Origin of the sequence: Cellulosimicrobium funkei, from assembly GCF_004519295.1 — a bacterium.
In the GTDB taxonomy this organism is placed as follows: domain Bacteria; phylum Actinomycetota; class Actinomycetes; order Actinomycetales; family Cellulomonadaceae; genus Cellulosimicrobium; species Cellulosimicrobium funkei.
Genome location: NZ_SOZH01000007.1, coordinates 59358 through 80943, shown reverse-complemented (window position 1 = coordinate 80943; position 21586 = coordinate 59358). Strand labels below are relative to the sequence as shown.

General features: G+C 75.0%; 12 protein-coding genes. 5 read left to right on the top strand and 7 right to left on the bottom strand.

Going from position 1 to position 21586, the window contains the following annotated elements:
- The first annotated feature begins 314 nt into the window (after positions 1–314).
- From E1O70_RS12565 to E1O70_RS12555, 3 genes are read left to right on the top strand one after another with little or no spacing between them, the layout of a single operon-like run.
- Positions 315–1463, top strand: a complete 1149-nt coding sequence (locus E1O70_RS12565) for a hypothetical protein (protein ID WP_061268790.1) — start codon at positions 315–317, stop codon at positions 1461–1463.
- A complete protein-coding gene (locus tag E1O70_RS12560) occupies positions 1460–2497 on the top strand; it encodes a DUF8094 domain-containing protein (protein WP_061268791.1) in 1038 nt (345 codons plus the stop codon). Before E1O70_RS12565 ends, E1O70_RS12560 begins: the two co-directional genes overlap by 4 nt.
- 20 nt (positions 2498–2517) lie before the next feature.
- Positions 2518–3468: a tetratricopeptide repeat protein gene (locus tag E1O70_RS12555; protein ID WP_034653561.1), complete on the top strand. Its 951-nt coding sequence runs from the start codon at positions 2518–2520 to the stop codon at positions 3466–3468.
- A 367-nt stretch (positions 3469–3835) separates the two neighbouring features.
- Here the strand turns inward: E1O70_RS12555 and glgB are convergent, their stop codons facing one another.
- From glgB to E1O70_RS12535, 4 genes are all read right to left on the bottom strand, one after another.
- A complete protein-coding gene (gene glgB / locus E1O70_RS12550) occupies positions 3836–6067 on the bottom strand; it encodes a 1,4-alpha-glucan branching protein GlgB (RefSeq protein ID WP_061269341.1) in 2232 nt (743 codons plus the stop codon).
- 84 nt (positions 6068–6151) lie between these two features.
- The gene (locus E1O70_RS12545; protein ID WP_061269340.1) at positions 6152–7651 is read right to left on the bottom strand and encodes a hypothetical protein; all 1500 of its coding nucleotides are present in this window, start codon (positions 7649–7651) and stop codon (positions 6152–6154) included.
- Between the two features lie 128 nt (positions 7652–7779).
- Complete coding sequence (gene treS, locus E1O70_RS12540; RefSeq protein WP_255218760.1) at positions 7780–9522, bottom strand: maltose alpha-D-glucosyltransferase; 1743 nt, start codon at positions 9520–9522, stop codon at positions 7780–7782.
- 59 nt (positions 9523–9581) lie between these two features.
- The gene (locus E1O70_RS12535) at positions 9582–11711 is read right to left on the bottom strand and encodes an alpha-1,4-glucan--maltose-1-phosphate maltosyltransferase (RefSeq protein WP_370670931.1); all 2130 of its coding nucleotides are present in this window, start codon (positions 11709–11711) and stop codon (positions 9582–9584) included.
- Positions 11712–11874: 163 nt separating this feature from the next.
- On the opposite strand from E1O70_RS12535, the gene glgP reads away from it, so the two are divergent.
- Positions 11875–14487, top strand: a complete 2613-nt coding sequence (gene glgP / locus E1O70_RS12530; protein ID WP_061269339.1) for an alpha-glucan family phosphorylase — start codon at positions 11875–11877, stop codon at positions 14485–14487.
- A gap of 464 nt (positions 14488–14951) precedes the next feature.
- Entirely contained in the window at positions 14952–15863 is a 912-nt protein-coding gene (locus E1O70_RS12525; RefSeq protein ID WP_061269338.1) for a DUF559 domain-containing protein, read from the top strand.
- An 86-nt stretch (positions 15864–15949) separates the two neighbouring features.
- On the opposite strand, the gene E1O70_RS12520 is transcribed toward E1O70_RS12525, so the two are convergent.
- The 3 genes from E1O70_RS12520 to glgX all read right to left on the bottom strand — a co-directional run bounded on the left by E1O70_RS12520 (position 15950) and on the right by glgX (position 21480).
- Positions 15950–17125, bottom strand: coding sequence for a hypothetical protein (locus E1O70_RS12520; protein ID WP_061269337.1), 1176 nt, complete (start codon positions 17123–17125; stop codon positions 15950–15952).
- A gap of 20 nt (positions 17126–17145) precedes the next feature.
- Entirely contained in the window at positions 17146–18900 is a 1755-nt protein-coding gene (locus E1O70_RS12515; RefSeq protein WP_061269336.1) for an FAD-binding dehydrogenase, read from the bottom strand.
- A gap of 117 nt (positions 18901–19017) precedes the next feature.
- On the bottom strand, positions 19018–21480 hold the full coding sequence (glgX, locus tag E1O70_RS12510; RefSeq protein ID WP_276321418.1) for a glycogen debranching protein GlgX: 2463 nt from the start codon (positions 21478–21480) through the stop codon (positions 19018–19020).
- Between the last annotated feature and the right edge of the window lie 106 nt (positions 21481–21586).

Genomic DNA, 21586 nt, shown 5'->3' with positions numbered 1-21586 from the left:
TCCCCTCCCGGGGAGGGAGGGCGCGGCGGTCGTGCCACGGCCCCGCCGTGCTCCGACCAGGATACGGGGATCACGCTGTCCTGAATACCCGGATTGGTGGGGGTGAGACGATGGTCGCAGTGCTGCGCGCGCGGTCGTCCCTCGTGGGAACGGCGGCCCTCTCGGCCGCCGGGCACGACGTTCCCTGGGAGCGGTGAGACCGTCCCGGGAGGGGCACGTGAACGGTTCGTGAGGATCCACAGGCGAGGCGTCTCGGTCGATCCACGAGGGGTTTCGCACCTATCCTTGAACGTCGATCGACGAAGGGAACCTCGGTGCTGCAACGAACCATCGCCGCCCTCCTGCTCGTGGGAGGGCTGGTCGCCGCCGGCCTCGGTGTCGCGACCGCCACGGTCTGGCGGGACAGCGACACGGTCGTGGCGACCACGGCGTACACCGGCGACGGCACGGTGCTCGTCACCGCGCCCGGGGTCCTCGACCTCGTCGCCGAGGACGTGACGATCCGCGCGACAGCACCCGGTGAGCAGCAGGTCACCCTCGCGATCGGCCGCGAGGCCGACGTGACCGGGTGGGTCGGCGAGGACCCGCACGGCGTGGTCACCGGCCTGTCCGACTGGGACGCGCTCGCGACGCGCGCCGTCGACGCGCCGGCCGCGGAGGACGAGCCCGCGGAGGGCGACGCGCCCGCCGACGGCGAGAGCCCGGCCGAGGGAGAGACGCCCGCCGAGGGCGACGCGACCGCGGAGACGCCCGTGGCCGGCGTCGACCCCGCGGGCTCCGACATGTGGCTGGAGGAGGCGACGGGCGCTGGCTCGGCGAGCCTGCGCTGGTCCGACCAGCCCGGCCGCTGGCAGCTCCTCGCCGCCGGCGTGGGCGAGGACGCCGTCGCCCCGACCGTCGAGCTCTCGTGGCCGCGCCAGGTCGAGACGCCGTTCCTGTGGCCCGGCGTCATCGGCGGTGGCGTGCTCATCCTCCTCGGTCTCGGCATCGGCGCGGCGAGCCTGCGCCCGCGCCGCCGCGGGCCCTCGGGCGGCACCGCGACCTCCGCGACCCCGGCGGTCGCGCCGGCCGGCACGACGGCGGGCACGTCGTCGGACGACGACGGCGACGCGCGCGACGGCGAGGTGCCGACCGACACGGCCCAGGTGCGCATGCTCACGCGACGTGAGCTGCGCGAGCGCGAGGAGGCCGACCGCCTCGCGCAGCAGCAGGCTCGCGCCCAGAAGCCGCGCCGCGCGTGGCTCACCGGCCAGATCCCGACCGTCGCGCGCGGCGAGCGCCGCCCGCGGACCGCGGCCCAGCCGACCGTCGACGCGAGCGCGCACCCGACCACGGAGGACAGCGCGAGCACGCGCGCCGACGCCTGGCGCCGGGCGTGGGGCTTCACGCCCGGCAGCGACGAGAGCGCCCCGGCGCCCGCACCCGAGAGCGACCCGGACGAGACGAAGGACAGCACCCGATGACCAGCACCGCCCGCGACACGGCCCGCGCCCGCCGCGCCCGTCGTCACCTCGGCGGGGTGGCCGGGGGACTGGTCGGCGCGCTCCTGCTCGCCGCCTGCTCCGCACCCCTCCCGACGCCCGAGCCCGACCCCACGCAGGACCCGCCCGCGCCCGTCCTCACCGAGGCGCAGGAGACCGCCGTGCTCGACGCGGTCGCCGCCGCGCTCGCGGCGGCGAGCGAGACCAACGACGCGGCCCAGCTCGAGGGCCGTGTCACGGGCCCGGCGCTCGCGATCCGCACGAGCCAGCTCGCCGTCGCCGCCGCGCGCGGCAGCGCCGACCTCGTGACCGAGCTCCCGACGGAGGCGCAGCAGGTCGTCATCCCGACGACGCAGACCTGGCCGCGCACGTCGTTCGCCGTGAGCGTGCAGCCCGAGAACCTGCAGACGCCGCGCCTCTCCGTGCTGGAGCAGGACACCGCGCGCGGCGACTACCAGCTGTGGGCCTGGGTCCGCCTCCTCCCGGGCGTCACCATGCCGAGCTTCGCGGACCCGAGCATCGGCAGCGAGGACGTCGCGCCCGACGACTCGAGCCTGCTCGTCACGCCGACGGACGCCGTCGCGCAGTACGCCGACGTGCTCAACCTCGGCACGGGCTCCGGGTTCGCGGGGTCCTTCGAGGAGGACTCGTTCCGCACCCTGCTCGCGAAGCGCGCGCAGGACTGGACGACGGCGCTCCAGCCCGCCGCGGGCGCCTACTCGCTGACCTTCACGCCCAACCCGGACGAGCCCGTGCGCGCGGTCCGCACCGCGGACGGCGGCGCGCTCGTGGTCGGTGCGATGACCTCGCAGGAGTCGATGACGGCCGAGGAGGGCGCGCAGGTGCCGCCGGACACGGAGTCGATCAAGGCGCTGTACGGGGGCGCGGCCCCGACGAACGTGCTCAAGGTCGGCTACGTCGACGTCGTCGCGCTCTACGTGCCGCCCGCGGGCTCGGAGGAGAAGATCCGCGTGGTGGGCAACGAGCACGTCGCGACGTCGGTCGCGAACTCCTGACGCTCCGTAGGATTGCGACCATGAGCGAACCCACCCAGCCCACGTTCGACGTGCGCGGCGCGGTCGACCTGTCCGCGCTGACCAGGCCGCAGTCACCCCCGCCCGGCGAGGAGGGCGGCGCGCCCGCCGCGGGCGGGTACGTCGTCGACGTCACGGACGAGACGTTCGGCCAGCTCGTCCAGGACTCGGCGCAGTACCCCGTCGTCGTGCTCCTGTGGATCCCGACGGACCAGGCGAACGCGCAGCTCGGCACCGACCTCGGCGCGCTGGCCGACGAGTACGCCGGCCGCTTCCTCCTGGCCCGCGTCGACGCCCAGGCGTACCCGCAGATCACGGCCGCGTTCCAGGTCCAGGGCGTGCCGACCGTCGTCGCGATCCTGCAGGGTCAGCCCGTGCCGCTGTTCCAGGGTGCCGCGCCCGTCGAGCAGGTGCGCGCCGTGCTCGACCAGGTGCTCCAGGCGGCCGAGGCGAACGGCGTGACCGGTCGTGCGCCCGCGCAGGGCGCCGACGGCGAGCCCGAGCGCCCCGCGGAGCCCGCCGCGGAGCCGGAGCCGGAGCTCCCGCCGCTGCACCAGGAGGCGTACGACGCGATCGAGCGCGACGACCTCGACGCCGCGGTCGCGGCCTACGAGAAGGCGATCAAGCAGGATCCGCGCGACGCGCTCGCCGTCGCGGGGCTCGCGCAGGTCCGCCTCCTCCAGCGCACCCGCGACGCCGACCTCGCGACGGTCCGCGCCGCGGCGGCCGCCGCACCGCAGGACGTCGACGCCCAGCTCGCCATCGCCGACCTCGACCTGCTCGGCGGGCACGTGGACGACGCCCTCGACCGGCTCCTCGACCTGCTGCCCGGCGCCGACGCGGACGGCAAGGAGAAGCTCCGCGTGCGCCTCCTCGACTACTTCGAGGTCGTGGGCCCCACCGACCCCCGCGTCGGCAAGGCCCGCCAGCGCCTCGCGATCAGTTTGTACTGACGCACCCGCGCTCTACCGACGCACCCGCGTCACGCACGACGGCGGCCGGTCACCGTGAGGTGACCGGCCGCCGTCGTGCGTGGAGGTCACCGCGAGGTGACCGGCTGCTGCCGTCGTGCATGGAGGTCACCGCGAGGAGACCGGCTGCCGTCGCGCTGAGGAGGCAGCGCCGGGGGTGCGACGAACCCGGTGGGTGGGGTGGTGGCGCCGGGTCGTGGCGGGCCTGGCGGGAGCCGCGAGGAACGAGCGGCGGATGGTAGACCCGGCGCCACCGCCCCACCCACCACCCAGGGCGACCAGACCACGACCTCGGCGAACCAGGCCTCTACCTCGGCGGACCAGGCCTCTACCTCGGCGGACCGGGCCTCTACCTCGGCGACGGGACGAGGTACAGCGCGCCGAGCGGCGGGACGCGCAGGGCCGCGGAGTACGCGCGCCCCTTCCACGGGACGGGCTCCGCCTCGACCTCGCCGAGGTTGCCGACCCCGGACCCGCCGTAGACCTCCGCGTCGGTGTTGAGGACCTCGCGCCACGCGCCGCCCGACGGCAGCGCGACGCGGTAGCCCTCGTGCGGCGTCCCGGCGAAGTTCACGACGACGGCGACCTCGCTGCCGTCGCGCCCGCGGCGCACGTAGGCGAGGACGTTGTGGTCGGCGTCGTCGGCGTCGAGCCACTCGAACCCCGCGGGGTCGTGGTCGAGCTCCCACAGGGCCGGGGTCGCGCGGTACAGCGCGTTGAGGTCGCGCACGACGCGCTGCACGCCCTGCCGGCCCGGGTCGGCGGCGAGGCCGTCCCAGTCGAGCGACCGGCCCTCGTTCCACTCGGAGTGCTGGCCGATCTCGCTGCCCATGAAGAGGAGCTGCTTGCCGGGGTGCGACCACTGGTAGGCGAGGAACGCGCGCACGCCGGCGCGCTTCTGCCAGTCGTCGCCGGGCATCTTCCCGTAGAGCGAGCCCTTGCCGTGCACGACCTCGTCGTGGCTGATGGGGAGCACGAACTGCTCGGAGTACGCGTAGACCATGGAGAACGTGATCTCGTGGTGGTGGTACCGGCGGTTGATCGGCTCCTCGGCGACGTAGCGCAGGGAGTCGTTCATCCAGCCCATGTTCCACTTGAGCCCGAACCCGAGGCCGCCCGCGGAGGTGGGCCGGGTGACGCCCGGCCACGCGGTCGACTCCTCGGCGATCATCATGACGCCGGGCGTGCGCCGGTACGCGGTGGCGTTGGCCTCCTGGAGGAACGCGATGGCCTCGAGGTTCTCGCGGCCCCCGTGCACGTTGGGGTGCCACTGGCCGGGGCCGCGCGAGTAGTCGAGGTAGAGCATGGACGCGACGGCGTCGACGCGCAGCGCGTCGACGTGGAACTCCTCGAGCCAGTAGGTGGCGTTGGCGACGAGGAAGTTGCGGACCTCGTTGCGGCCGAAGTCGAAGACGTACGTGCCCCAGTCGGGCTGCTCGCCGCGCAGCGGGTCGGCGTGCTCGTAGCAGGGCGTGCCGTCGAAGCGGGCGAGGGCCCACTCGTCGCGCGGGAAGTGCGCGGGGACCCAGTCGACGACGACGCCGATCCCGGCGGCGTGCAGGCGGTCGACGAGGTAGCGGAAGTCGTCGGGGTGGCCGAACCGGGACGTCGGGGCGTAGTAGCCCGTGACCTGGTAGCCCCACGACCCGCCGAACGGGTGCTCGGCGACGGGCAGGAGCTCGACGTGCGTGAACCCCTGCTCGACGACGTACGCCGTGAGCTGCTCCGCGAGGTCGCGGTAGGACAGGCCCTGGCGCCACGAGCCGAGGTGCACCTCGTAGATGCTGAGCGGCTGCGTGTGCGGGTCGTGCGCCGCGCGCTCGGCGAGCCACGCGTCGTCGGACCACTCGTACCGGGACTCGACGACGACGCTCGCCGTCGCCGGGGGCACCTCGGCCGCCTTGGCGAGCGGGTCGGCCTTCTGGCGCCACGAGCCGTCGGGCCCGAGGATCTCGTACTTGTAGCGCGCGCCCGCGACGACGCCGGGGACGAAGAGCTCCCACACCCCGGTGGACCCGAGCGAGCGCATCGGGTGCGTGGGTCCCCAGCCGTTGAAGTCGCCGATGACGCGGACCGCGCGCGCGTTGGGCGCCCAGACGGCGAACGCCGTGCCGGTCGTGTCGCCGAGCGCGCTCGGGTACGTGCGCACGTTCGCGCCGAGCACGCGCCACAGCTCCTCGTGCCGGCCCTCGCGGATCAGGTGCAGGTCGACGTCGCCGAGCGTGGGCAGGAACCGGTAGGGGTCGTCCACGGTCGTGGACTCGTGCCCGTAGCGGGCACGGACGCGATAGTCGGGGGCGTGCCGGGTGCCGTCGGCGTCCTGGTGCACCGGCACGACGGCGGCCCACACCCCGTCCTGCTCGTGCACCGCCGGGTGCTCGCCGTCGGCGGTGACGACGACGACCTCGTCCGCGAGCGGGCGCAGGACGCGGACGACGGCCCGCGCGTCCGCGGCGGCGTCCGCGAGGTGCGGGCCGAGCACGGCGTGCGGGTCGAACGTGCGCCCGCCCGCGGCCGCGGCGAGCGCGTCCTGCGGCACGACGACGGGGGGCGGGGTGGCGGAAGCGGCGGGCCCGGTCATGGGGCAACCTTTCCACGTCCCGCGCACCCTCACAGGACGGGCTCGCCGGACGGTCCGGTGCGCGCGGCTGGGCGACCGCGCACGTCAGGCGTTGCCCGCGAGGAGGCGGTCCACGGCGGCGAGGGGGATGGGCTCCCAGTCGGGACGGTTGCGCGACTCGTAGACGACCTCGTAGAGCGCCTTGTCGAGCGTGAGCGCGCGGACGAGCGCCTCCGAGGTCGCGTGGTCGACGCCCGCGGTGTCCGCGCGCTCGTACGCGTCGAGGAACGCGGCGCGCGCCTGGACGGCCCACGCGGCGTCGGGAGCGCGCCCGACGGCGGCCGCGTAGTCGAACGAGCGCACGATCCCGGCGACGTCGCGCAGGGCGAGGTCGGGGCGGGTGCGCTCCGCGACCGGTCGCAGCGGCTCGCCCTCGAAGTCGAGCACCTTCCAGCCGAACCGGCGGGCGTGCAGCACCTGCCCGAGATGCAGGTCGCCGTGGACGGTCTGGAGCCGTGGGAGGGCGTCGGGGACGCGCGTGACGGACGCGAGCCGCACGGCCGTGCGGTCCCAGAACGTGGCGATCTCGGTCGCGCGCCGGCCGAGCGCGCTCGACGACGCGACGGCCTCGTCCGAGCGGCGCCGCAGGTCGACGACGAGCCAGCGCGCGTCGACGGGTGAGCCCACGTCGAACGCGCGCCGGAGCGCGGCGTGCAGGTCGGCGAGGACCCGGCCGAGGTCTGCGGCGAGGTCGGCGAACGACGACCCCTGCCCGGCGTAGGCGCACGCCAGGTCGAAGCCGTCGCGCGCGCCGTCGACGAACTCGCTGAGGATCGCGAGGTGCGCCGACCGGGGCGACGCCGGGTCGGGCGCGTGCCCGGGAGCGGCCGGGTCGTCGGTCGCGTCCCAGCCCACCTCGAGCCACGCGAGCGGTCGCGGCACGCCCGCCCACCCCTGGGCGGCGAGCGCGCGCGGGATCGTCACGTCCGGGTTGGGGCCGATCGCGATGGCCCGCAGGACCTTGAGCATCGTGCCGCCGGCGACGCCGGGCAGCAGCACCGAGCTGTTCGACTGCTCGACGCTCAGCGCCCGCCCGCCCGCGAGGTCGAGCGGGGCGGCGTCCGCGGCCCCGGCCGCGGGGGACGTCTCCCAGTCGGCGACGGCCAGGAGCGCCGCCCAGCACGCGGGGTGCGCGGCGCCGTCGTGCACGAGCCAGGCCGTCCCGGCGGTCACGCCGCCCCCGGCGTCGTGCACCGTCCCGAGCGGCGCGGCGGGCGCGCGCCCCGGACCGGTGGACGGGGCCGCGCCGCCCGGGGTGCGCACGTCGCCCGGGGCCGCGGGCGTCGCGTCGACCGGCTCGAGGACGAGCGGCACCTGGACGACGAGGTCGACGCCGTCCCCGAGCAGCCGCAGCAGGTGGAGGACGACGCGCGGGGCCCGCGCCGGGTCCTGCCCGGCCGTCGCCGGGACGTCGAGCGCGAACGACAGCCACGGCACGTGCCGCACCGTGACGCCCTTGACGGGGTACCACCGGCGCTCCGGCAGCCACGCGTCGAGGAGCGTCATGAGCTCCGAGGAGGGAAGGTCCGTCCGTCGGAGCGTCATGCGCGCCTCCCTGTGGCTGGGTCGTCGGGTCGTCGGCAGGTCGTGCCCCGGGGTGCCCGGGGCCCCGCCGTCGGGTCACGACGGCGACAGGCTCCATCCGACCACGACGCGCCCGATCTCGCCGGGCGTCAGGGGGTCGTGCCCTCGGGGCCCCCGACGACGAGCCAGTAGAAGTCGCGCGAGCCCCACGTCATGACGACGCGCCCGTCGTCCCCGACCGCCGGGAAGCGCGCGCCGCCGAACACGTCGGTGAGCGTCGCGCCCGCGTGCCCCGGCAGGTGCACCGCCGCGGACCGGGCGGTCGCGGAGAGGTTCGCCACGCACAGGATCGTCTCCGTGGGCGTGCGCCGCAGGAACGCGAGGATCGACTCGTTGTCGCACTCGAGCGCCACGAAGTCGCCCGTGCCGAACGCCTTGTGGCGGCGCCGGACCTTGAGCATGCCGTGCACCCAGTGCAGCAGCGACGTCGACTGCTCGAGCTGCGCCTCGACGTTGACGTAGCCGTAGTGGTGCACGAGCGACTGCACGAGCGGCAGGTACACCTTGCCCGGGTCCGCGGTGGAGAACCCGGCGTTGCGGTCGGGCGTCCACTGCATGGGCGTGCGCACGGCGTCGCGGTCGGGCAGCCAGATGTTGTCGCCCATGCCGATCTCGTCGCCGTAGTACAGGCACGGGCTGCCCGGGAGCGAGAGCAGGAGGGCGTGCGCGAGCTCGACCTCCTTGCGCGAGTTGTCGAGCAGGGGAGCCAGCCGACGGCGGATCCCGACGTTGGCGCGCATGCGCGGGTCGGGCGCGTACCACCCGTACATCGACGCCCGCTCCTCCGTCGAGACCATCTCGAGCGTGAGCTCGTCGTGGTTGCGCAGGAACGTGCTCCACTGCGCGCCCGCGGGGATGTCGGGCGTGTCGGCGAGGATCTCCAGGACCTGGTTCGCGCGCTGGTCGCGGATCGCGTAGAAGATGCGCGGCATGACGGGGAAGTGGAAGCACATGTGGCACTCCGGCTCCTCCTCGGTGCCGAAGTAGTCCACGACGTCGCGCGGCCACTGGTTCGCCTCGGCGAGGAGGATGCGACCCGGGAACTCGGTGTCCACCATGCGCCGCACGCGGCGCAGGAACTCGTGCGTCTGCGGAAGGTTCTCGCAGTTGGTGCCCTCGGCCTCGTAGAGGTACGGCACCGCGTCGAGACGGAACCCGTCGACCCCCATCTGCAGCCAGAACCGCGCGACGTCGAGCATCGCGTCGACGGCGCGCGGGTTCTCGAAGTTGAGGTCGGGCTGGTGGGAGAAGAAGCGGTGCCAGAAGAACTGGCGCCGCACCGGGTCGAACGTCCAGTTGGACGTCTCCGTGTCGACGAAGATGATGCGCGCGTCCTGGTAGCGCGTGTCGTCGTCGCTCCACACGTAGAAGTCGCCGTACGGGCCCTCCGGGTCGGCGCGCGACGCCTGGAACCACGGGTGCTGGTCGCTCGTGTGGTTCATGACGAGGTCGATGACGACGCGCATCCCGCGCGCGTGCGCCTCGCTCACGAGCTCGGCGAAGTCCGACGTCGAGCCGTACTGCGGCGCGATCGCGGTGTAGTCGGACACGTCGTAGCCGCCGTCGCGCAGGGGCGACGGGTAGAACGGCGGCAGCCACAGCGCGTCGATGCCGAGCCACTGGAGGTAGTCGAGGCGGTCGATGAGCCCGCGCAGGTCGCCCGTCCCGCTGCCGTCGGAGTCGGAGAACGCGCGGACGATCACCTCGTAGAACACCGCCGTGCGGTACCAGTCCGGGTCGTCGGACAGCCCCGGGCGCGTCTCGACGGGCGGCGCCGGCTGGCGGCGCGGCGGGAGGGCCGCGACGGGGACGGGCGCGGTGAGCGGGGGCACGGGAGCGGGACCGGCGGCGGGTCCCCGCACGGGGACCGGGGCCGCGTCCCGGGGGAGCGTCACGAGGCCCTCACGTGGATGACGTGCGCGACCTGGCGCAGCGGCTCGAGCCGCACGTACACGTCCTGCCCCCAGCCGTAGCTCTCGCCGGTCAGCTCGTCGTGCGCGACGAACGACGGCGCCCAGGGGTCCTGGCCGTCCGCGAGCGGGGGGAGGCCGAGGGCCGCGAGGTCCAGGTGCACGTTCGACTCCTGCGGGGAGTGGGGGTCGAGGTTCACCACGACGACGACCGTGTCCGCCTCGCCGGTCGGCGAGTGCTCGGCCGGCAGGTGGCGCGAGAACGCGAGCACCTGGTCGTTCGTCGTCGGGTGCACCGTGAGGTTCCGGAGCTGGCGCAGCGCGGGATGGTCCCGGCGGATCTCGTTGAGCCGCGCGAGCAGCGTCGAGATGCCGATCTCGTCGGCGAGCGCCCAGTCGCGCGGCTTGTACTCGTACTTCTCGTTGTCGATCTGCTCCTCGACGCCCGGGCGCGGCACGTTCTCGACGAGCTCGTACCCGGAGTAGATCCCCCAGGTGGGGGCACCGAGGGCGGCGAGCACCGCGCGCACGGCGAAGCCCGCCACGCCGCCGTGCTGGAGGTACGGCGGGAGGATGTCGTGGGTCGTGGGCCAGAAGCTCGGGCGCATGTAGGCGCCGGCCTCGCCCGAGACCTCGGTGAGGTACTCCGCGAGCTCGTCGCGCGTGTTGCGCCACGTGAAGTACGTGTACGACTGGTGGAACCCGATGCGCGCGAGGGTGTGCATCATCGCGGGCTTGGTGAACGCCTCGGAGAGGAACACGACCTCGGGGTTCGTCGCACGCACCTCGGCGAGCAGCCACTCCCAGAAGTCCAGCGGCTTGGTGTGCGGGTTGTCGACGCGGAACGCGGTGACGCCGCGGTCGATCCACACGCGCACGACGCGCAGCACCTCGGCGTAGATGCCCTCGGGGTCGTTGTCGAAGTTGAGCGGGTAGATGTCCTGGTACTTCTTCGGCGGGTTCTCCGCGTAGGCGATGGAGCCGTCGGCGCGCGTCGTGAACCACTCGGGGTGCTCGGTGACCCACGGGTGGTCGGGCGAGCACTGCAGCGCGAGGTCGATCGCGACCTCCAGCCCGTGCCGCCGGGCCTCCTTGACGAACGCGCGGAACGTGCGCTCGCTGCCGAGCTCGGGGTGGATCGCGTCGTGGCCGCCGTCCTTCGAGCCGATGGCGTACGGGCTGCCCGGGTCGCCGGGGAGCGCGGTGAGGGAGTTGTTGCGGCCCTTGCGGTGCGTCGTGCCGATGGGGTGGACGGGGGTCAGGTAGACGACGTCGAAGCCCATCTCCGCGATCGCGGGCAGACGGCGCGCGGCCGCGGTGAACGTGCCCGAGCGCCAGCGCCCGTCCTTGAGCCGTCGGGCGCCCTCGGAGCGCGGGAACATCTCGTACCACGCGCCCGCGAGCGCGAGCGGGCGCTCGACGCGCAGCGGGTACGTGGCCGACGCCGTGACGTGGTCGCGCAGGGGGGCGCGCTCCAGGACGTCGCGCACCTCGGGCGACGTCGCGGCGACGAGCCGGGCCTCGGCGGGGCGGGTCGCGTCGGCGAGCGCAGCGAGCGCGTCGGTGAGCGTGCGCTCGTCCGCGGGCGTCCGGCGGCCGGGCGTGCCGTCGCGCCCGGGGAGGGGGACGGCGTCGGCGAGGACGCGCTCGAAGAGCAGCACGCCCTCGGCGAGCATGAGCTCGACGTCGACGCCCGCCGCGACCTTGACCGTCGCGTCGTGCGCCCACGTGCCGTAGGGGTCGCTCCACGCCTCGACGCGCAGCGACCAGTCGCCGACCGCGTCCGGGTGGAGCGTGGCGCGGAACCGGTCGAGCCCGGGGGCGACGTCGACCATGGGCGCCGTGCGCTCGGTGCCGTCGGGCGCGACGAGGACGGCGGTCGCGGCGACGGCGTCGTGGCCTTCCCGGAAGACGGTCGCCTCGATCGGCACCATCTCGCCGACGACGGCCTTGGCGGGCCACCGGCCGCCCTCGACGACGGGCGACACCTCGAGCACGGGGATGCGTCCGACGGGTGCGGCGGGGGCGGGGGCGGGGGCGCCGCCTCGGGGGCGAGGGGCACCGGTGGCGCGGGGGCGGCGCGGCGCGAGGGCCGGAGGGGTCGACGTCACACGCACAACGTATCGAGGGGCGCGGGGGCCAGGCACCTGGGGGAGGGGTCGGCGCGTCGCGCACGGGTCGCGCACGATAGCCGGGTGAAATTTCATGCAAGCGTTACACACAGGTTGCGGCGCGGGGGTGTGCACCGGCGCCAGGCTGCGTAGTCTCGTCCCCGTGAGAGCCATCCGACGGTTCACCGTCCGCACCCTGCTGCCCGCCGAGCTGCGCGACCTGGACGAGCTCGCGCACAACCTGCGCTGGTCCTGGCACGCGCCCACGCGCGACCTGTTCGCCGGTATCGACCCCGAGACGTGGGCGGCGGTCCACGGCGACCCCGTCGCGCTGCTCGGTGCGCTCGGTCCCGAGCGTCTCGCGGAGCTCGCCGCCGACGGCGCGTTCGTCGAGCGCGTGCGGGCCGCGGCGGCCGACCTGCGCCACTACCTCGACGACGCGCTGTGGTACCAGCAGCGTGCCGCGGAGGTGTCGGAGGCGTCGGAGGGCGGTGGCTCCCTCCCGGCCGCGATCGCGTACTTCTCGCCCGAGTTCGGCATCACGTCCGTGCTGCCCCAGTACTCCGGCGGCCTCGGCATCCTCGCCGGCGACCACCTCAAGAGCGCGAGCGACCTCGGCGTGCCGATCGTCGGCGTCGGGCTCCTCTACGGCGCCGGATACTTCAAGCAGTCGCTCACGCGCGACGGCTGGCAGGTCGAGACGTACCCGCTCCTCGACCCGGACGGCCTGCCGCTCACCCTCCTGCGCGACGACGACGGCACGCCCGCGCGCGTCTCGCTCGCCCTGCCCGGGGGCCGCACGCTCCACGCGCACGTGTGGGTCGCGGCCGTCGGCCGCGTGCCGCTGCTCCTGCTCGACTCGAACGTGCCCGGCAACGACGAGGCCGCGCGCAAGGTGACCGACCGCCTCTACGGCGGCGGCGGCGAGCACCGCCTCCAGCAGGAGCTGCTGCTCGGCGTCGGCGGCGTGCGCGCGCTGCGCCTGTGGTCGCGCCTCACCGGCGCGCCCGAGCCGGAGGTCTACCACACCAACGAGGGCCACGCGGGGTTCCTCGGCGTCGAGCGCATCCGTGAGCTCGTCGAGCAGGGCCTCACGTTCGACGCGGCGCTCGAGGCCGTCCGCGCCGCGACGGTCTTCACGACGCACACGCCCGTGCCCGCCGGCATCGACCGGTTCGGCCGCGACCTCGTCACGCAGTACTTCGGCGGCGACATGGCGGTCGACGGCCTGCCCGTCGAGCGCGTCCTCGCCCTCGGGGCCGAGGACTACGACGGCGGCGACCCGACCGTGTTCAACATGGCCGTCATGGGCCTGCGCCTCGGCGGGCGGGCGAACGGCGTCTCCCTCCTGCACGGCGAGGTGTCGCGCGGCATGTTCGAGGGCCTGTGGCCGGGCTTCGACGCCCGCGAGGTCCCGATCACCTCGGTGACGAACGGCGTCCACTCGCCCACGTGGGTCGACCCGGCGCTCGCGGCCCTCGAGGCCGAGCGGCTCGGGCTCGACGAGCTCACGGCCGAGCACGCGTCGTCGCGCTGGCTGCGCGGCGGCGGGGAGGGCGCCGTCGGCGACGGCGAGCTCTGGGGGATCCGCCGCGAGATGCGCGGCCGGCTCGTCGACGAGGCGCGCCGCCGCGTGCGCAAGTCCTGGCGCGAGCGCGGCGCGACCCCGGCGGAGCTCGGCTGGGTCGACGACGTCCTCTCGCCCGACGTCCTCACCATCGGGTTCGCGCGCCGCGTCCCCACGTACAAGCGGCTCACGCTCATGCTCCGCGACCCGGAGCGGCTCAAGGCGCTGCTGCTGCACCCCGAGCGACCGGTCCAGCTCGTCGTGGCGGGCAAGTCGCACCCCGCGGACGACCAGGGCAAGCGGCTCATCCAGCAGCTCGTGCGCTTCACGGACGACCCCGAGGTGCGGCACCGCATCGTCTTCCTGCCCAACTACGACATCGCCATGGCGCAGTCGCTCTACCCGGGCTGCGACGTCTGGCTCAACAACCCGCTGCGCCCGCTCGAGGCGTCTGGGACGTCGGGCATGAAGTCGGCCCTCAACGGCGGCCTCAACCTGTCGATCCTCGACGGGTGGTGGGACGAGTGGTACGACGGCGAGAACGGCTGGGCCATCCCGACCGCCGACGGCGTCGAGGACGCGGACCGTCGCGACGACCTCGAGGCCGCCGCGCTCTACGACCTCGTCGAGCAGCAGGTCGCGCCCCGCTTCTACGACCGCGACGCCGACGGCGTGCCCGGCCGGTGGCTCGAGATGGTGCGGCACACGCTCGCGACGCTCGGCCCCAAGGTCCAGGCGACGCGCATGGTCGGCGAGTACGTCACGCGCCTGTACGCCCCGGCCGCCGCGGCCGGGCGCGCGCTGGCCGCCGACGGGCTCGCACCCGCCCGAGAGCTCGCGCAGTGGAAGCACGCCGTGCGCGACGGCTGGTCGCGCGTGCGCGTCGACCACGTCGACTCGGCCGGCATCGGCGAGGTGCCGCAGGTCGGCGACCGCCTCACGGTCCGCGCGTACGTGTCGCTCGGCGACCTGCGCCCCGAGGACGTCCAGGTGCAGGTCGTGCACGGGCGCGTCAGCGAGGCCGACGTCATCGAGGAGTTCACGGCCGAGCCGCTCGCGCTGGCCGAGACGTACGAGGCCGGCCGCTACGCGTTCGCGGGCGAGGTCGTGCTCGACGCGTCCGGACCGTTCGGCTACACCGTCCGCGTCGTCCCGACCCACGACGGCCTCCCGAGCGTCGCCGAGCTGGGCCTCGTCACCAACGCCTGACACCCCCACCGAGGTAGAGCCTCCCCTCGCGAGGTAGAACCCTGGTCGCGCGAGGTAGAGCCGAGGTCACGCGAAGTGGAGACGTGGCCGCGCGAGGTAGCGCCGAGGTAGCGCCCTGGTCGCGCGAGGTAGAGGTGCGGTCGCGTGAGGCGGCTGCGTCATGCGATGGCGAGAGGGCCTGGCCGTCGTCGGCCAGGCCCTCTCGGCTCGCCCGTCCATGGACGGAGGTCGACGGCGGCGGACCGTCGTGCAGGGGCGGCGCCTTCGTCATCCACAGATCTGCCGTACTCGCCCCGCGACGGGGTGACGACCGGCACGCTGGGCCGATGGACGAGACGACGGGCAGCTTCCCGACCAGCCACGACCCAGCAGCACGGCGCAGGCTCGGGGCCGGTCCGGTCCCGACCCGCCCCTCCGGTCGCTACACCGCGGACAGCAACGGGCCTCGGAGGGTTCCGCCTGCTGTGCCCTACGTCCGTCGACGCCGCGCGGAGCTGGCAGCGCGAGCACGCGCCGGTGAGCTCGTGCGGGTACGGCGCGGCGTCTACCTCCCCTCGGCGCACTCCGCGCCGTCGGAGCGCGAGGAGTGGCTGCTCGGCGAGGTGCGCGGACTGGTCGACCGGCTCGTGACGCCGTTCTGGGTGAGCCACGACACCGCGGCTCTGCTCTGGGGCTGCTGGACCTGGCGGCTCCCGCCGTTCGCGCACCTGACCCAGCTCGGCCACCCGAACGTGACGAGAGAGCGGGACGCTGCCGTGCGACGGCACTGGACCGATCTACCGGTCCGTGACCGCGCGGTCCTCGACGGCGTCCCTGTCACCAGCATCGAGCGCACCCTCGTCGACTGTGCGCGGTCGCTGCCGCTCGAGCGCAGCCTCGTCGTGGTGGACTCCGCGTTGCGCCTGGGTGCGGACCGGGACGTGGTCGACTCGATCGTCGAGGAGTCACGCGGCAAGCGCGGCGTCGTGCGGGCGCGCCGTGCTCTCGAGCTCGCGGACCCGAGGTCGGAGTCCCCGGGAGAGACGCTCGTGCGGCTCGCGGCCGTGCTCGGCGGTCTGCCCGCGCCTCGCCCGCAGGTACCGGTCCTGACGTCGCGCGGGAGGTACGTCGTCGACCTGGCCTGGCTCGACGCCCGGCTGGTGATCGAGTTCGACGGGGCGGTGAAGTACTCCGGCGGGGCGTACGGGGACCCGGCAGACGTCCGGCGCGCGCAGGAAGCCCGCGAGGCGGCGCTCGTGGCAGCGGGCTGGACGGTCGTGCGCTTCACCTGGGAGGACCTGGGCGACCCGGTGGCGGTCGGCTGTCGTCTCGCGGAGTCGCGTCGCCTCGCGCTCCGACGCCGCGCAGACAGCTCGCGACCTTCCTCGCCGAGGTAGAGCCCTGGTCCGTCGTGGTAGAGGAATGGTCGTGTACCTGGCCTCTACTCCGGCGTACCTGGCCTCTATCTCGGACTACCTGGCCTCTATCTCGCGGGCGGGGGTGGGGCGAGGAGGTCGAGGTAGCGCGAGCGCGCGCGCAGCACGTCGGCGAGCTGGGTCTCGATGCCGTCCACGAACTCCTCGCGGTACACGGCGTCGACCTGCACGGAGATCGCGTAGTAGAGGCCGGTGAAGGTCGCGATCGCGACGGAGACGCGTAGCAGGGTCTGCGTCACGACGAGGTCCGCGCCGCCGACGCCACCCCCGCCGACGAGCGAGAGCGTGCGCTGCCAGGTGCCGCCGTCGACGTCCCACAGCGCCATGACCTCGGGGGTCACCGTGAGCGTGCCGAGCGCCATGAAGAACACGCCCATGCCGAGGCTCACGACGAGGACCTGGAGGAGCTGGCTCGTCGCGATCATCGTCGCGAGGTTCGCCGTCTGGCCGCGGCTGAAGCGCGCCGCGCGCTCGTGCCCGGGGTGGCGGGCGGCGGTCTCCGCGAGCGCCTCGCGCGCCTCCGCGGGCGAGCGCAGCCCGACGAACAGCACGACGAGCAGCGCGAAGAACGCGCCGAGCACGAGGTCGGCGACGCCGTGCGTGCGGTCGAACACCTGCCACACCTCGGCGTTGTAGAAGAGCACGAGGGAGAACACGAGCAGCAGCGGCAGCAGGCGCACGAGCCGCAGCAGGGCGGCGCCGAGCTCGTCGGTGACGCGCGCGAGCCCCCACCACAGCGACGACAGCACGCCGTACCCGACGACGACCCGCACGACCCCGAGCAGCACGAGGTTGCCGACGACGGTGAGCAGGGCGTCGCCCCACTGCCCGCCGAACACGACCGGCAGCAGGGCGGGCACGAGCACGAAGAACGCGAGCTCAGGGACGCCGACGGACTGGGGGAGCGTGGACCACGGCCGACCGCGCACCACGTTGAGCCCCGCGTACGCGGCCGCGACGAGGGCCGCTGCGCCGAGGAGCGCGAGCGCGTTCGCCCACGCGGGCCAGCCCGAGCGCACCGCGCCGGAGAGCTCGGCGAGCAGCACGACGAGCAGGAACGGCGCCGACCGCCCGAACACGTCGCGGTCGAGCGAGTGCCCCTCGACGAGCAGCGGGAGACCGTTGCGGCGGAACAGGCGCTCGCACGCGGGGACGTCGAGGTGGTCGACCGCCGCGGGGGCGCCGGGCGCGGGGGCCGGGGACGCGTCGTCGGGCACGGTCATGGTCGCCGACCCTACCCGGGTCAGCCCAGGTCGGCGGCGACCGCGCGGCCCGCGACACGGCCGGAGTAGAGGCACCCGCCGAGGAACGTCCCCTCGAGCGCGCGGTGGCCGTGCACGCCGCCCCCGCCGAACCCGGCCGCCTCGCCCGCGGCCCAGAGCCCGGGCAGCACGGACCCGTCCGCGCGCAGGACCCGCGCGGAGGTGTCCGTCCACAGGCCGCCGAGCGTCTTGCGCGTCAGCACGGAGAGGCGGACGGCGAGCAGCGGCCCGTCCTTCGGCGTCGTCAGGGGTCGTGGCGGCGACACGCGGATGAGCCGGTCGACGCGGTAGCGGCGCGCCATCGCCGTCGCGACGACCTGCGGGTCCTTGCCCAGCCCCGTGCGGACCTGCTCGTCGCGCAGGCGGACGACGCGCGCCAGGGCCGCCGGGTCGACGTGCCCGCGCGAGCCCGGCGTCGCCTCGACGAGCGCGTTCATCCGGGCGGCGAGCTCCTCGGGGGTGTCCGCCCACACGAACTCCGGCGACTGCTCGGCGAACCGTGCGACCGGCCCGACGGCGCCGGGCAGCACCCGCTGGGCGAGGAGCCGCACGTCCTTGCCCGTGAGGTCGGGATTCTGCTCCGAGCCGGACAGCGCGAACTCCGACTCCATGATCGCCTTGTTGAGCACGAACCAGGAGTGGTCGTCGCCGCGCTCGGTGACGTGCTGGAGCGCGCCGAGGGCGTCGAAGCCGGGGAACAGCGGGGCGGGCAGCCGGTTGCCGTCGGCGTCGAGCCACAGCGAGCTCGGCCCGGGGAGGATGCGGATCCCGTGGTCCGTCCACACCGGCGAGTGGTTCGCGATCCCCTCCGGGTAGTGCCACATGCGGTCCTCGTGCACGAGGGCCGCGCCCGCGTCGGCGGCGACGCCGATCATGAGCCCGTCGGTCGAGTCGGGGACGCCGGACAGCATGCGGGCGGGGAGCCGGCCCGCCGTCTGCGGCCAGCGGGAGCGCACGAGCTCGTGGTTCGCGCCGATGCCTCCCGAGGTCACGACGACGGCGCTCGCCGCGATCTCGACCTCCCCGACGACGTCGCGCGACGACGGCACCCCGCGCCCGGCGTCCGACGGCGCGAGCACCTCCGCACGCACGCCCGTCACCGCGCCGTCGGTCACGACGAGCGACGTGACCCGGTGCCGGAACCGGACGTCGAGCAGGCCCGCGGCGCGCGCGTCCAGGGCGGCGCGGACGAACGGCTCGAGGATGCCCGGGCCGGTGCCCCACGTGACGTGGAAGCGGGGCACGGAGTTGCCGTGCGCGCCGGCGGCGGACCCGTCGGCGCCCGATCGCACCGGGTACCCGCCGCGCTCCGCCCACTGCACGAGCGGGAACCACCGCACGCCCTTGTCGTGCAGCCAGCCGCGCATCTCCCCGGCGGCGAAGCCGACGAAGCCCTGCGCCCACGCGTAGCCGTGGCGGTCGGGTCCCTCGCCGCGGTCCGCGCCGGGCGCGAACTGCGCGGACCCGAGCCAGTCGTCGAACGCGAGCTCGGCGGAGTCCGTGACGCCCATGCGCCGCTGCTCGGGAGAGCCCACGAGGAACAGGCCGCCGAACGACCACCACGCCTGGCCGCCCAGGCTCGCCGCCGGTTCCTGGTCGAGCAGGACCACCCGGCGACCCGCGGCCGTGAGCTCGGTCGCCGCGACGAGGCCGGAGAGCCCGGCCCCCACGACGACGACCTCGGGGTCCTCGATCGTGGGAGAGGTGGGGGAGGAGTCGACCGCGCTGTCACTCATGCGGGAAGAGTAGAGCACGTGTCCAGACCTCGGCGGGCATGAACGACCACGCCTCTACCTCGGGTGACCAGGCCTCTACCTCGCGAGACCACGCCTCTACCTCGGGGGACCTCGGCTCTACCTCGGCGGGGTGGGGGAGACGTACACGCGCAGGCTCAGCGCCTCGAGCCCGACGACGTCGCCCGGGCGGGCGGCGCTCTCGCCCGGGGCGCGGTCCGGGTCGTCCGGGTGCTCCCAGTCGGAGTCCCACGCGAGCTCCCAGCGCTCGGGCTCGCCGCCCGCGGCGGCCCGCAGACCGGGGAGCGTGACGTCGACCGGGTCGAGCGCCCCGGTGAGCACGACGAGCACGTCGGCGTCGCCGGGCTCCGGGGCGGTGCGCAGCATCTGGAGCGTCCGGACGCCCGGGTCGTGCCACGCCCCGTGGTCCAGCGGTCCGCCGTCGGCGTCGAACCACGCCAGGTCGGGCACCGCCGTCGGGCGGGGGCCCTGGCCGCTGCCGGCCGCCGTGCCCGCCCCGGTGCCGCCCTCTCCACCGGCCGCCGTGCCGGCTGCCGCACCCGCCTCGGTGCCGCCTTCCCCACCGGTCCCCGTGCCGGCTGCCGCACCAGCCCCCGCACCGGACACCGCACCGCCGGGGCCGTCCGGCGCCGCCGGGCGCGGGCGGCCGGTGAAGAACGCGTCGGGGCGCAGCGCGGGGTGCTCGCGCCGCAGCGCGAGGAGGTGGCGCGCGGTGGCGAGCAGGTCCTTGCGCCACGGGGACAGGTCCCACGACACCCACGACGTCTCGTCGTCCTGCACGTAGGCGTTGTTGTTGCCGCGCTGGGTGCGGCCCATCTCGTCGCCCGCGGTGATCATCGGGGTGCCCGCGGCGAGCACGAGCGTCGCGAGGAGGTTGCGGATCGAGCGGCGCCGCAGCGGGGCGATCTCGACGCCGAGCCCGTCGAGCACGCCGCCCGCGGTGGCGTCCGGGGTGACGGGGCCCTCGAGCCCGTGGTTCCAGGACCGGTTGTCGTCCGTGCCGTCGCGGTTGTTCTCGCCGTTCGCGAGGTTGTGCTTGTGGTCGTAGGCGACCAGGTCGGCGAGCGTGAAGCCGTCGTGCGCGGTCACGTAGCTCACCGACGCGACCGGCCCGCGCACGAGCGGCGGGTCCGAGTGGCCGAACAGGTCGGCCGACCCCGCGAGCCGCGTCGCGAGGTCGCGCACGCCGTGCCCCGGGCGCCCGTGCGACGCCTCGCGCGCGTCCGCGAGCCAGAACTGGCGGGCCGCGTCGCGGAACCGGTCGTTCCACTCGGCGAGCGGCGGCGGGAACTGGCCGGTGCGCCAGCCGCCGGGGCCCACGTCCCACGGCTCGGCGACGAGCTTGAGCCCGCACAGCACCGGGTCGGTCTGGAGCGCGACGAGGAACGAGTGGTCCGGGTCGAACCCGGTCGCGCCGCGGCCCAGCGTCACGGCGAGGTCGAACCGGAAGCCGTCGACCCCGACGACCTCGGCCCAGTACCGCAGCGAGTCGAGCGCGGCCCGCACGACCGCGGGGCGGCGGAAGTCGAGCGAGTTGCCCGTCCCGGTGACGTCCGCGAGGCGCGCGGGCGTGCCGCCGTCGTGCAGGTAGTACCCGGCGTTGTCGAGGCCGCGCCACGACAGGTGGTACCCGTCGGCGCCGCCCTCGCACGTGTGGTTGTGCACGACGTCGAGCAGGACCTCGATCCCCGCCTCGTGCAGCAGGTGCACCATGCCGCGCACCTCGTCGAGGACCGCGGCCGGTCCGGCGTCCTGCGCGGCGCGCGTCGCGTACGCGGCGTGGGGCGCGAAGAACCCGAGCGTCGAGTAGCCCCAGTAGTTCGTGCGGCCGCTCGCGAGCAGGTGCGGCTCCGGCACGTTCGCGTGCACGGGGAGCAGCTCGACGGTGGTCACGCCGAGGCTCCGCAGGTGCTCGATCGTCACCGGGTGCGCGACGCCCGCGTACGTCCCGCGCAGGTGCTCGGGCAGCGCCTCCAGGCGCTGCGTGAGCCCGCGTACGTGCGCCTCGTAGACCACCGTGTCGCGCCACGGGACGCGGGGGCGGGGAGCGAGCGTCCCGGCCGGCTCGGCGACCACGACCGAGTGCGGGACGAACGGCAGCGAGTCGCGCGGGTCGGGCGGGCCGTACGGGTCGTCGCCGACCTGGCCGCGGATCGCCGGGTCGTCGACGAGCTCGCCGACGAGGCCCCGCGCGTACGGGTCGACGAGCAGCTTCGCGGGGTTGTGGCGCAGCCCGGCCGCGGGCTCCCACGGGCCGTGGACGCGGAAGCCGTAGCGCTGGCCGGGGCGGACGCCCGGGACGTGCGCGTGCCAGACGCCGTAGGCCGGCCCGGCGAGCGGGACCCGGCGCTCGCGGTAGCGCGCCGGGTCCTGCGCGGGCAGCGCCGGGTCGACGACGTCGACGAGGCACAGCTCGACGGCGGTCGCGTGCGACGCGAGCACGGCGACGTCGACGCCGTCCCCGGCGGGGCGAACCCCGAGGGACGGGACGAGGGCGTGCCGGTCGACGCTCCCAAGCGTGGTCGGCGGGGCGGGTCTCGGGTCGGGCGACGGCTCGTGCACCCGTCCATTGTGGCGGGTGTCACCGGCTCCTCCGGTCGCCCGCCGGTAGGCTTCGGCGGAGCGGGCCGGGTACCTCTCCGGCCGACCGCCCAGCGCACAGGGAGAG